Genomic DNA, 12,509 nt, shown 5'->3' with positions numbered 1-12,509 from the left:
CATTAACCTAGCTTATGAAATGGTATAAAGCGTTCTGCAATTACTCAGTAGGCACCAGTGCAGGATAGCCAAGAGCGTACAAAGTACCTTCAAGCCCTGTCACGTTGATAGCGGCATCAGCACGTGCTTGAACAATTGGTTTGGCATGATAGGCCACACCAAGATCGGCCAGTGCCATCATCGGTAAATCATTAGCACCGTCACCGACACAGACCACTTGTGACATCTCAATGCCTAAGCGCTCAGCGGTATGCTCAACGATAGCGGCTTTTTTGGCACCATTGACAATAGGCCACTGTACATGACCAGTGACTTCACCTTCCTCGATATCTAGAGCATTGGCATGCACTTCATCGATACCAAGCTGCTCAGCGATGTAACGAGCAAAATAAGTGAAGCCGCCTGATACTAGCACCGTATGATAGCCCAATGCTTTTAGCGCACTGATCGTCGTGCGCGCACCAGTCGATAACGTTAGACGACTACAGATATCATCCAGCACATCAGTAGAAGTGCCTTTTAGCAAGGCCACACGCTGAGCAAACGATTCATCAAAGTCAATCTCACCGCGCATTGCTGATTCAGTGATGGCTTCGACTTCTTCGCCAATCCCAGCCGTTTTTGCCAGCTCTACGATGACTTCTTGCTCGATCAAGGTCGAGTCCATATCAAAGCAGGCAAGTTTGTGTGTCCGCAGCATATGACCGACAGACAGGATATGACAGTCCACGACGTTTATGTTGCCTGTGCTATCTGCACTGCGTGTATTGTTATATTCTTCAGTTAGGTCACGACGCAGGCGAGCGGTCAGTTGATCATCAATGATGTGAGCGGCTGCGGTTTTTTTGCCAGGGTGCATTAGTGTGTCAGTGACTGGTACTAGCAGATAACGGTACACCTGAGTATGGGTAAAGGGTAGGCGCTGTGCGTCCGCTGCTGTAGGCTCTGTATCAGATACCGTGATATTGACGAAGCTAGCGTCAGTATCTTCGGCAACCGTCACTAGATGCCAGCTTGGCTGCTCATCGACCCACGACTGAACGTACTGATGAATATCTAATGCAGATACCTGAGTCGGCAGTACTACGATGAGCGCAAAAACAGGTAGCGACTGTAGCGCATCAAAGTCTTGCAAATTGGTATCTTCGGGTAATAATGCCGCAATAGAATCAACGGCTTGTTGCCATGCTTTGCTGTCTTTTGGTAACGAATAAGATGTATTTTTTGGCATGGCTCAATTGTCCCTTGTATGCTCATATAAGATTAGGAATAATAACAGTTTTACTGGGCAGCGCCTATAGATGACGCGCAAAGTAACAATGATGCTAAAAAACAGATTTTATGGCGTAAGAAGCCATAGAAAATGCAATAAAGTTATTATGATAAATTTATAAAGTGCTCACGCTATAAGGCTTATTATGGTGATATAGTAGATGAGATAAGCTGGCTGTTTATCAACGGTGCTTTCTTATTAACGATGCCTTCGCAAAAGATTGCGAAGCTGGCAACAATATTGGTACTGTCGATAGTCGTTAATAATCAGTACTGCTTTATCACTATGTGCGCACTACAATTGGCGCACATCACAATTGTTTAAAAATTAGCCAAAAAATGAGCAGTAGCCTCGTTTTTTAATTTCTTCTCTCCAAAAAAGTTTAACATATCATGACGTATTTAGCGCCGCGGCAAGGGTTGTTTGCCATTATTCTTCTGGTTAGTTTTTGTTTGCAGACGCTGTTATTGGTCATTAGTACTGACCAACAGCTGAGCAATAGTCGTGCGTTAAAAGGCGAGCAGATGGTCGCCCAGCTGATTGATGAAGCAAGGTTGTCTTTAGAAAATAAAGACCGTGTGAGTTTAAGCGTTATTGCCAACCGCTATACCAGCGAGCAAGACGTCACACGGATACTGATTAAGGACAACAACGATGATATCTTGGTGCCAGTAGGCAATGCGCCGATGCAGCAAGGTGACACCATTCGTCAAATCGCCACCAATGGCGATGCAGTCATCGGTAGCGTTGCACTGACTTTGAAAGACGTCAGCAAAGGCGAGATTATCGCCATGCAATGGCCGTTTGTCATCGGCACCATGCTGCTACATTTACTGCTTTGGTTGATTTATGGTTACCTCGCTCGTCCAACCAAAGAGCAAATCAATGCATTAAGTCGAGATATCCAAGAATTGTATCGTGACCAATACAGACCAGTCGATCAACGCGGCTATGACCGTGAACTTGAGCGCCAGTCAACGGGTCAGTCAGCGCCTCATTTAGCAGACAGTCAAGTAGCGACGGATAATACGGTTAATGCCACAGATGACGAAGTGACTAATGCCCGCAAGTTTAATGTGCATAATGAAGTGAACGAGTATCTTAGAACCCAGCAAAACCAAGAGACAGGTAACGATACTGACAATCTAGTGAGTGCAGGTGAAGGTAGCGAAATAGCGGATACAGACGGTGTTGCTTCTCAAGCTGCCAGTCATACGTCTAAACTGTCTGCCACACGGTCCGTTGATAGCGTCAAAGTTCAAATTGTATTCCATGATGAGTTCAATATGCTTGAACGCCTTGCACCTGCGCAGCGTCTTCCGTATTTAGCACTCTGCACTCAGCTGCTCAATCAAGCCGTGACTGAGCTACTAAGACAGCCATTGCTGTTGGGTGTGAGTGCGATGAATGAAGCGCATTTCGAAGATAATGGCGCAAGTGTGGTACTAAAGGCTGATAATAGCCATGCAAAAGTGGCACTCGCAGGCGTAATGCTTGCCAAGCTATATTTAATGCTCAACAAAATTATCCACGACAAGCACATTGAGCTGTCGCGCTTTGCTTTGCCAGCGAAAGCGGGCGTGAGTGATGACGCGCAATCGGAGCCAATGACCCATTTGCTCCAGAGTATCGGCAAAAAAGAGCAGCTATTAATATTATTGCCAAATGCCGGCCTCAAGCAAATCAGCAATCATGTACAAGTACATAACATCATGCGCCCAACCACTGTCTATGAGCGTGAGTGTGCGATATTTGATGGGGCTAACGACTCATTGATTCAGCGTTTGGCTGATGTGCGCAACGCGGTTCTGATGATTGAAGATGAAGATGAGCTACACATTTAATGCCGACTGTATTTGGTCATTTATATTACAATTGTCTGTTATATAGCCTACTGGACTATCTTAATCGTAGAGTTGAAATGTACCATATTGCGAAAAAGGATTGACAACATTCAATAGAGACTTTATAAGGCATATATATATTGATGTATTCTTAATACCCTTGCCTAAAAATGATAGGAGTTTGTCATGAGTGACGCTGATATTGACGACGATTTTGATGATGATTTTGTCGACGATGATGATGCAAAGATGGTTGAAGAAGCTGAGACGAGCGTACGTACACGTTTAAGTAGTCTTGAAAAACGTCGGCTAATCGATAACTTGCTAGAAGAAAAGCGTTTGGCTAAAGAGTTAAAAGACGATCTAGACGATATAGACAACTTCGATGAAGATGGCGATGATTGGGATGATGACGATTTTTAATTTATCGTCGTCAGTCTTTTAAGCGGACTAAAGTGCTTTAATGATGAACCATTAACTGGGTTGCCTGCTGTTTGGTGTTTTTTCTGCTCGCTCGCATCCAGTTATGTTCCATACTACTTACCTGATAGAGGTTGCTTAGCTTGAATGAGTTGAGCAGTCTTTACCCTCAAATTACCCGCCATCTGTCATTTAACCGATCGCTCATTGTGATTGACGACATCTATCTTTTAAGGAATACCAAATTATGAGTAACCAACTAAGTTTTGATGAATTACTGGACTATTTGGACAATCAAGAAAGCCAGTTCGTGCTAGATAGTGTCGCAGCGCATGGTTTTTTGACAGCGACAGTCATCGGTCGTCCATTGCCTAACTGGATGGATGCCCTGTTCGAAGGTCACGTGAGTGAGATTCCAGAAAACGTCATCGACGGTATCAAACGTTGGCGCGATTCAATCATGGCTGAGCTAAAGAACGAGACACCGATCGAATTACCGTTTGGTGAAGATGCTGGTAACGAAGAAGTGGCAGTTGATTTCTCTGACGAGTCAGACATCGTTGCTTGGTCAATCGGTTTTGTCGATGCCATGTATGGTGATGAAGCAAGCGACTGGTTCGAAGATCAAGAAACGGCAGAAGACGTAGCAGTATTGACATTGCCTATGATCGTACTTAGCGGTATCGATGATGAAGATCCAGAGCTGTCTGAGATGCGTAAAGACGAAGATAAAATGGTACAGATGGCCAATAGCATCGAAGGTAATTTGACTGAGCTGTTCTTATTGTTCCATACCAACGATTAGTAAGGCTAAGAAACAGCGTTGCTACTAGCAGTGCTGTTTCTGTCTTGTTTTGTCTATGCTGTATCGCAGCGCTTTGGTTTACTATATATTTTATAAGTCACCGATAAGGTCATCCTATGACTGTGCAACTCTCTAATCTTGAACACTTACCTAACTATCAAATTACCGAACGCCTAGACGTGGTGTACGGTAGTACTGTGCGCTCAAAGCATGTGGGTAAAGACTTGTTCGCTGGGTTAAAAAACATCGTTGGCGGCGAGCTGACGGCTTATACCGAGCTATTAGAAGAGTCACGCCAAGAAGCAATCGATCGCATGATTGTCAAAGCAGAGGCGCTAGGGGCTGATGCGGTGGTCGGTCTGCGTTTTTCAACTTCTAGTATTGCCCAAGGTGCCTCAGAGCTGTTTGTCTATGGTACAGCGGTCAAGGTCGCGCCGATATCACAGCAGCAGTATCAAAACCCGCCAAGCGATGGACACAACCATTCTAGTCAAAATGTGAGTACTCAGACCCAAGTCGCACCCGATGATTTACCGCGTTTCAATCCTTTTGGTTGATTCTATAATACTAAAAGCTAAAATACTAAAAACTACAATACCAAATCCTATAATGCTAAAAGCACCGATGCTTTTTATGATGAGAAACGTGCTATGAATGATTCACTCACGCAAGTGCTCATCAATTATGGGCCGTTTGTCTTCTTATTCGCGGCTGGCTGGTTCTTCGGGTCACGCCATGAGCGTCAGCATTTGGCACAGCTAAGCGTAGCAGAGCAAGCATTGGGCGATATCACTGTCTCAAGCGAACGTCTATACCGTCCCAAGTTAGCAGTGGGTAGTGAAGGCGAGCTGGTACTTGGTAGTGTCGTCATCGCTCAAGATTACTTCAAAATGATCATCGCTCGCGTATTAAGTGTCTTTGGCAAAAACTTAACCACCTATGAGACTTTGCTAGATCGTGCCCGCCGCGAGGCCATCGTTCGTATGCGGACTGAGGCAAAAGCCAAAGGCCACACGCATATCTACGGGTTACGTCTTGAGGTAACCAATGTCAATCAACTAGGCAGTATGGTCGAAGCCATTGCCTACGGTACGGCAGTGATTAGTATTGACCATATTAAACCTACATCTGCTGTAAATCACAAAATCCCCGCTTAAATCATTTCTACTTTTTTATCAAGTGTAAAAACCTATAATTGACTGACGAGTAGTCAGAAAAATCAAAACCATACACTTTTACAACGATATACTGAATTTTGCCGTTCCGTTATTATTTCGGTTCGTAGTAACCAGTTTTATCAAAAATTGTCGGTTTAAAAAACACGACTGTATGGAAAATTGTCATATAAAGAGCTGACAACGTCGGTGGCTTTTACCCAAGATATCAGCAGGATTGGCTGATTGAGCATGACGAGGTTGTCATAAACCTGCCCGTGTAAGGGCTCTATCTACAAGGATGTAGTTATGGAAGGTGTTGAGTTAGTCACGTTTATAAATGCAAAAGTCATTCCCATTAGTATCTTTTTGATTATGATGGGAATGGGATTGTCCTTAGTTACCAATGATTTTAAGAGAGTCGTCAAATACCCTAAAGCAGTCGCCATAGGCTTGACCAATCAGCTAATATTCTTACCGCTCGTAGGTTTTGCTTTGGCAACCACCATGTCTCTCGAGCCAGAGTATGCCGTTGGGGTCATGTTGCTGGTATTGTGTCCTGGTGGCACGACATCAAATCTATTTACCTATTTAGCCAAAGGTGACGTCGCTCTTTCGGTCACCATGACCGCTATTGCCAGTGTCATTACCGTATTTACCATTCCTATCGTCCTCAGTTTTTCGCTCGTATACTTCATGGGTGCTGGTAGTGAGTTTCAGTTGCCAGTGGTCAAGACCATGATTAGCCTAATTGCTCTGACTATCTTACCCGTCAGTATTGGTATGTTGATCAAACGCTACGCCCCTAATGCTGCAGACAAGGGACAGGTGATGGTGTCTCGTTTTGGCGTGATATTTTTGAGCTTCTTGGTACTTTTCTTAAGTTATGTGCAACGAGACATTATCGTTGAAGCGTTAATCGCTACTGGCCCTGTGGCATTGATATTGAACGTATCGACGATGGCGCTTGGTTATTACACCAGTAAATGGTTCGGTCTAAATCCTGCGCAAAGACGCTCGATTACTATGGAAGTCGGCCTGCAAAACAGTACGCTTTCAATGTTTATGGCACTGACGCTATTGGCCAATTATAAGATGTCAATGACGCCAGCCATTTATACGCTAATCATGTTCTTGACCGCTGGTATCATGGTCAGAGTATTTACTGCCCAGCACAATAAAGCCAAAAGAACCGAGATAGAAAACAGTGTATTGGCAGCACGTAGAATGTAAGAGGTTTAAGATAACCGTAGTAACGCATTGTTGCGCAGTTGAGACAGTACTTGGTAAAAAATCAACAGTGTATGGTTTAGTAAAAAAAGCCCGTAATCCGCTTTATATAATGAAGCGTGTTATGGGCTTTTGCGTTTAATGCTCGTTTTAACCCAAACCAGTTTAGCTCAAACCAGTTTTATCTCAAGTCTAAAATCTTCGTCTGTCCATTTTCGCTCTTGCCTCGGCAGCTTGCTCTTTCACTTTTTCAATTTCAAATAAGAACGTACGATTTTTGAGTACCGCGACGAATACAACGCCGCCAACCGTATTGCCCACCAGTACCACGACTAAAAATACCAAGTAGCGCCAGAGACTGACGGTATTGCCATATAGTAATGCTGAAAATACCTCGATATTGCCCACGATACTATGATGCAAGCCTAAAAACCCAATGCTACCAGTGATAAGCGTCACCAGTACGATACGGCTAAGCGTATCTCGTGCAGAGGTTACTAGCCATGCGGCCACGCCCATCATCCAGCCTGCCAGCACGGCGCTACCAAAGATAACCCACCACTCAAAGCCTAAGATATGCTCGGCATAAACATCAATAGCATGGTCTGTAAACAGATGCATATGCAGCCCCAGACCGATCATTAATGCTGCAAATATACAACCGCCAACGATATTACCAGCGATGACAATTCCCCATAGCCGCAGCAGTTTATGTAGCGGCTCAATTTTATTTAAGACAGGCAAGCTCAAGAGGGAAGTCTGCTCAGTAAATAATAACGATTGACCAATCACCACGATAATAAAGCCGATCGGATACAACAGTGACGACAGCACCATGGCATAGCGACTTGGCATCACGTCATTAAGTAAGGCAAACGCTGATAAAATCATAAAAAAGCTGATGCCAATCTCTAGCCCAGCCGTAAAAGCACTGGTAAATAGCGAGCCAAGTGAACGCTCAAAGGTTTCTTTGGCGTGGATAACTTGCTCGACTAAGATACTGGCGTAGCTTTTCGCTTGGCTTAGATTGTCGTCGCTGGCGACCTTTTTGATGGTTTCTTTGTCTTCGTCGCTGATTTCTTCTGGCAGGTCGTCATTTTCTAAGTCTTCGGTGGCTTTGATAGGTTCGTCTGCATCGTTGTCTGTAGTTTCATCTACGTCACTATTTGTAGTGTCGTCTGCTTCCTTTTCTACCTCAATGTCTTTAGAAGAATCGCTGCTTTTTTCTAGCGTATCGTCACCTTCAGGCACAGGAGGGGTGGTGCTCGCGTTCACACGCTCATCGTTTGGTCGATTAGCCTGAGAATCATGGTCATGCTCGGTATCTTGGGACACGGTTGGCTCGCTGGTTATAGGCTAATGATTTTGCTGCATAAGTAATCTCTATTATATTTCCCATTCTTCGGATTGCTGTTGTTAATTGATTAACAATTTGAGTAATAAATCGCCTTCAGGCTTTATAAATTGCCTTACCATCTAACAAAATCTGCCTATCTGCGTTAAAATCACACTATCAACTATTTTTCCTGTTTTTATAGCGTTTTGCGCTATCTCATTTTGACCACATTCATTATCAACAATAAGATCACCCTATTATGAGCAATCCTAATACCGATACCAGCATTGATAGCAATGCGAAAACCAATTTGACCCAGTCGATCCAAGCGGCGCTAAGCCAATTAGAGAGCGCCTATAATCCTGCGGAAGTTGAAGCAGGTATGTATCAAGGCTGGGAAGAAAGCGGCTATTTTCAGCCGACTTTTGATAAAGACGAGTCATTTTCTATTGCGCTGCCACCGCCAAACGTCACGGGCTCGCTACATATGGGTCACGGTTTTAACAACGCTATTATGGATGCGCTCACCCGTTATCACCGCATGGATGGCGACAATACGCTTTGGCAGCCAGGTACGGATCATGCGGGTATCGCCACCCAAATGGTCGTTGAACGTCGTCTAGAGGCGCAAGGTATCAAGCGCCGTGATATGACACGTGCAGATTTCATCGATAAAGTATGGGAATGGAAAGAAGAGTCAGGCGGCAATATCACTAGCCAGATTCGCCGTTTGGGTAGCTCGGTTGACTGGTCGCGTGAGCGTTTTACCATGGATGATGGTCTGTCTAACGCAGTAAAAGAAGTGTTCGTACGCCTGTTCGACGATGGTTTAATTTATCGTGGTAAGCGTTTGGTTAACTGGGATCCAAAGTTCCAAACCGCGCTATCTGACTTAGAAGTAGAAAACCACGACGAAAAAGGTAGCTTGTGGCATTTCCGCTACCATTTCACAGATAAAGACTTAACCACTCAAGACGGTAAAAACTATCTGGTCGTCGCCACCACACGTCCTGAGACTTTGCTTGGTGATACGGCTGTCGCTGTCAATCCTAGCGACGAGCGTTATGAACATTTAGTCGGCAAAACCATTACCTTGCCAATCACTGGTCGTGTTGTGCCTATCGTCGCTGATGATTATGTCGAAAAAGACTTCGGTACAGGCTGTGTCAAAATCACCCCAGCACATGATTTTAACGATTATGAATTGGGTCGTCGTCATAGCTTGCCATTGATTAATATCCTTGATGAGCGCGCCAATATCCTACCAGCGATGGAAGTCTATCCTGACTTGCAGACGCGTGAGCCAGAGCTAGAGACTACGCCTAGCGAGTACGCAGGACTTGAGCGTTTTGCCGCGCGTAAGTTCCTCGTTGAGCAAGCAGGCGAGCAGGGCTGGTTAGAAGATATCGAAGACTATGCGCTAAAAGCCCCGCGTGCTGAGCGTGGCGGTACGATCGTTGAGCCGTGGTTGACCGATCAATGGTATGTCGCGGTCAAAGAACTTGCCAAGCCTGCGATTGACGCGGTAGAAGACGGCAGCATTGAGTTCGTCCCTGCGCAGTACAAAAACATGTATATGGCGTGGATGACCGATCTACAAGACTGGTGTATCAGTCGTCAGCTGTGGTGGGGACATCGTATCCCTGCATGGTATGACGATGCGACAGGTGAAATCTATGTCGCCCGTGACGAAGCTGAAGTACGCACTAAATACAATCTAAGCGACGATGTAAAACTGCGCCAAGATGATGACGTACTCGATACGTGGTTCAGCTCTGGTCTATGGACATTCAGTACGCTTGACTGGGCAGACGTCAACGCCGATCCACGCGTGATGGACACTTTCCATCCGACCAGCGTGCTCGTGACAGGTTTTGACATTATCTTCTTTTGGGTTGCCCGCATGATTATGATGACCATGCACTTTGTGAAAAACGAAGACGGCACGCCGCAAGTACCGTTTAAGACAGTTTATGTGCATGGTCTGGTACGTGATGGCAATGGTCAAAAAATGTCAAAATCGAAAGGTAACGTCTTAGATCCGATTGACCTAATCGACGGTATTGAGCTAGAAGCGTTGGTCGAAAAACGCACCAGCAATATGATGAATCCAAAAGACGCGGCCAAGATTGAGAAGCAAACGCGTAAAGAGTTCCCAGAAGGTATCCCAGCGTATGGTACGGATGCACTGCGCTTTACCTTTACCTCACTAGCCAGTACTGGTCGCGATATCAACTTTGATCTAAAGCGTGTCGAGGGCTATCGCAACTTCTGTAATAAAATCTGGAACGCTAGCCGCTTTGTACTGATGAACTGTGTCGATGGCGAAGGTAGTGCCAAGCCTATCGACCAAGCGGCAAACCCTGATGTATGGGAACTACCAGAAAAATGGATTATGAGTCGTCTGAACTCTACCATTACTGATATCCATCAGCATTTCGCTCAGTATCGTCTCGATATGGTCAGCCAAGATATTTATGAGTTTATCTGGAACGAATACTGTGATTGGTACGTTGAGCTTGCCAAAGCCAGCCTAAATGATGACTCGGTATCGGATGAGCGTAAAGCGCAAATCCGCTATGTGCTACTGCACGTACTAGAGACGGCGCTACGCTTCACCCATCCAATCATGCCGTATCTGACCGAGCAAATCTGGCAGACCATCGCGCCGCTACTAGGTCGCAAAAACACCGACAGCATCGTGGTCGCTGACTATCCACAGACCGATGCCAGCCAAATCAGTGAGCAGACTGAAGCGGATATGGCATGGCTACAAGAGCTCATCGCGAGCGTCCGTAACATCCGTGGTGAGATGAAACTGGGTAATGCGGTACGTCTGCCAGTGCTACTACAGAATGTCTCTGCCGATGAAGAAGAGCGTCTATCTCGTATCAAAAACCAGTTCAAAGCGCTTGCCAAAGTCGAGAGCTTAGAGATCGTCAAAGAAGGCGATGAAGTACCATTATCGTCATCAAGCATGGTTGGTCAGCTGCGCGTACTTGTACCAATGAAAGGACTAATCGATCCAACGGCTGAGCTGGCGCGTTTAGGTAAGTCATATGATAAGTTGAAAGGTCAATCCGAAGGCATCGCGCGTAAACTCGGTAATGAAGGCTTTGTTAGTAAAGCACCTGCGGAAGTGGTCGATGCTGAAAAGGCTAAACTGGCTGAGTTAGAAGGGCAGTTGACGGCGATGACGGCGCAGATGGAGCAGTTGAAGGCGTTGTAAGTAAAGCAAAAGCTTAAAGAGCATAGCCTCAGCATCGGAGTCCTTTAATAAGGGGCAAATATGCGATGCATGGGACGGTGCTCTTTAATAGCTTAGCTCAGCGCTCGTCCCTCGCGCAAAAGTAAATAACAAGAAATACACTGCCATTTTTATGGTGGTGTATTTTTTTATATGTAAGCTCATTTTGTATATAAGTGCCAATTGTTTCTTGTAATAATATAATAAAGTTGAACTTACTTAAAACGAGATAGTCTTATGAAGGTTTGCACCGTTTATCTAGACCAAAACGTTCTGACTGAACTGCGAGTCTCTAAGATAAGAGAAATAGGTTCTAATTTCGCAAGTTTACTTGAAGTATTGAAGAGACCAGACTTCCAAGTTATTTACTCTGAATATACACTTATAGAAATCAGTAAAGTAAAAAGCGAAGAGTTTGTTGTTGAGCATTTGAATGTTTTAAATATGCTCAACGCAATATATTGGAATAATCAGTTTCCACATAAATCCCCTGATTCAAAAATAGTCTATAAGGATTATTTTGAATCGAAGAATTCTTCTTTATCTCAAAGGCTTGATTACAAAAATAAAAAGCTTATTCAGAGCTTGAATGGCATCGATACAGGAGCTACGGCTCAAAAAAGATTTGATTCGCTTATTGATGAGCTTGTTTCAACACCGTTTTCTTTGTTATCAAAGAAGTTACCTATTCTAAAACGACCTATAGATAAAATTGGTGAAAAGGTTTCTCAGTATGCCAGTAAAAAACTTAATCCCTTGAATGAAATCGAAGGTTATTCAGTCTTAAATCTAATTCCCGATTTACGAGAAATTATAAATGATTCAAGTTATGAGAGTATTGAATCATACTCACCTAAAGAGGTCTTTAAAGAGGTTGAACGCCGATTGTTCAATCATGATCCTAACCTTCCGGTTTTACTGTCTCATAATGTGGCGGGTATCGAGAACAAAATTGAATTTCTATTTCTACTTTTAAATTGGGTAGCTTATTTTCCTGATAGGTTTCAAAATATAACTAATAAAAAAGGTTTGCATAATGCCTCTATGCTGGATGCTAAACATGCCTCATTAGCTTGGCATTTCGATTTCATTATATCTACTGATGAAAAGTTCAGAAAGAAGGCGCTAGCTTGCTACTATTTTAGAGGCTCTAAAGCTCAGGTTTTATCTGTAGAAGAGTTCTTAAAAGTATTTATATAG

The 12,509-nt window shown here is 44.2% G+C and carries 10 protein-coding genes; 8 read left to right on the top strand and 2 right to left on the bottom strand.

Translation table 11 applies throughout. From position 1 onward, the window contains the following. Nucleotides 1–40 precede the first annotated feature (40 nt). On the bottom strand, nucleotides 41–1,231 hold the full coding sequence (gene serB, locus ACIGBM_RS11075; protein ID WP_397477785.1) for a phosphoserine phosphatase SerB: 1,191 nt from the start codon (nucleotides 1,229–1,231) through the stop codon (nucleotides 41–43). Between the two features lie 434 nt (nucleotides 1,232–1,665). Between serB and ACIGBM_RS11070 the strand changes: the two genes are divergently transcribed. The 6 genes from ACIGBM_RS11070 to ACIGBM_RS11045 all read left to right on the top strand — a co-directional run bounded on the left by ACIGBM_RS11070 (nucleotide 1,666) and on the right by ACIGBM_RS11045 (nucleotide 6,729). Beyond that, nucleotides 1,666–3,117: a hypothetical protein gene (locus tag ACIGBM_RS11070; RefSeq protein ID WP_397477784.1), complete on the top strand. Its 1,452-nt coding sequence runs from the start codon at nucleotides 1,666–1,668 to the stop codon at nucleotides 3,115–3,117. 186 nt (nucleotides 3,118–3,303) lie between these two features. Beyond that, nucleotides 3,304–3,540 carry a PA3496 family putative envelope integrity protein gene (locus ACIGBM_RS11065; RefSeq protein ID WP_057761656.1) on the top strand — a complete coding sequence of 79 codons (237 nt, stop codon included), beginning with the start codon at nucleotides 3,304–3,306 and terminating at the stop codon, nucleotides 3,538–3,540. 244 nt (nucleotides 3,541–3,784) lie between these two features. Beyond that, nucleotides 3,785–4,342, top strand: coding sequence for a YecA family protein (locus ACIGBM_RS11060; protein ID WP_057761653.1), 558 nt, complete (start codon nucleotides 3,785–3,787; stop codon nucleotides 4,340–4,342). 116 nt (nucleotides 4,343–4,458) lie between these two features. Beyond that, complete coding sequence (locus ACIGBM_RS11055) at nucleotides 4,459–4,899, top strand: YbjQ family protein (RefSeq protein WP_298811209.1); 441 nt, start codon at nucleotides 4,459–4,461, stop codon at nucleotides 4,897–4,899. Nucleotides 4,900–4,992: 93 nt separating this feature from the next. Then, nucleotides 4,993–5,499, top strand: coding sequence for a YbjQ family protein (locus ACIGBM_RS11050; protein WP_397477783.1), 507 nt, complete (start codon nucleotides 4,993–4,995; stop codon nucleotides 5,497–5,499). A 306-nt stretch (nucleotides 5,500–5,805) separates the two neighbouring features. Further along, nucleotides 5,806–6,729 carry a bile acid:sodium symporter family protein gene (locus tag ACIGBM_RS11045; RefSeq protein ID WP_179799341.1) on the top strand — a complete coding sequence of 308 codons (924 nt, stop codon included), beginning with the start codon at nucleotides 5,806–5,808 and terminating at the stop codon, nucleotides 6,727–6,729. A gap of 189 nt (nucleotides 6,730–6,918) precedes the next feature. Here the strand turns inward: ACIGBM_RS11045 and ACIGBM_RS11040 are convergent, their stop codons facing one another. Beyond that, nucleotides 6,919–8,061, bottom strand: coding sequence for a formate/nitrite transporter family protein (locus ACIGBM_RS11040; protein ID WP_397477782.1), 1,143 nt, complete (start codon nucleotides 8,059–8,061; stop codon nucleotides 6,919–6,921). A 260-nt stretch (nucleotides 8,062–8,321) separates the two neighbouring features. Here ACIGBM_RS11040 and ACIGBM_RS11035 point away from each other — a divergent pair, with 260 nt between their 5' ends. Further along, nucleotides 8,322–11,291 (top strand): valine--tRNA ligase, encoded by a 2,970-nt coding sequence (locus ACIGBM_RS11035; protein WP_397477781.1) that lies wholly within the window; start codon nucleotides 8,322–8,324, stop codon nucleotides 11,289–11,291. Between the two features lie 255 nt (nucleotides 11,292–11,546). Beyond that, nucleotides 11,547–12,509 (top strand): hypothetical protein, encoded by a 963-nt coding sequence (locus ACIGBM_RS11030; RefSeq protein WP_397477780.1) that lies wholly within the window; start codon nucleotides 11,547–11,549, stop codon nucleotides 12,507–12,509.

The sequence above is a fragment of the Psychrobacter sp. NPDC077938 genome (assembly GCF_044542635.1).
In the GTDB taxonomy this organism is placed as follows: domain Bacteria; phylum Pseudomonadota; class Gammaproteobacteria; order Pseudomonadales; family Moraxellaceae; genus Psychrobacter.
Note: the sequence above shows the minus strand (reverse complement) of the source record. Positions and strands in the feature narration are given on the sequence as shown.

Coding starts and splice junctions, on each gene's coding strand:
- serB (WP_397477785.1), bottom strand. CDS start 1,231: ATGCCAAAAAATACATCTTATTCGTTACCAAAAGACAGCAAAGCATGG.
- ACIGBM_RS11070 (WP_397477784.1), top strand. CDS start 1,666: ATGACGTATTTAGCGCCGCGGCAAGGGTTGTTTGCCATTATTCTTCTG.
- ACIGBM_RS11065 (WP_057761656.1), top strand. CDS start 3,304: ATGAGTGACGCTGATATTGACGACGATTTTGATGATGATTTTGTCGAC.
- ACIGBM_RS11060 (WP_057761653.1), top strand. CDS start 3,785: ATGAGTAACCAACTAAGTTTTGATGAATTACTGGACTATTTGGACAAT.
- ACIGBM_RS11055 (WP_298811209.1), top strand. CDS start 4,459: ATGACTGTGCAACTCTCTAATCTTGAACACTTACCTAACTATCAAATT.
- ACIGBM_RS11050 (WP_397477783.1), top strand. CDS start 4,993: ATGAATGATTCACTCACGCAAGTGCTCATCAATTATGGGCCGTTTGTC.
- ACIGBM_RS11045 (WP_179799341.1), top strand. CDS start 5,806: ATGGAAGGTGTTGAGTTAGTCACGTTTATAAATGCAAAAGTCATTCCC.
- ACIGBM_RS11035 (WP_397477781.1), top strand. CDS start 8,322: ATGAGCAATCCTAATACCGATACCAGCATTGATAGCAATGCGAAAACC.
- ACIGBM_RS11030 (WP_397477780.1), top strand. CDS start 11,547: ATGAAGGTTTGCACCGTTTATCTAGACCAAAACGTTCTGACTGAACTG.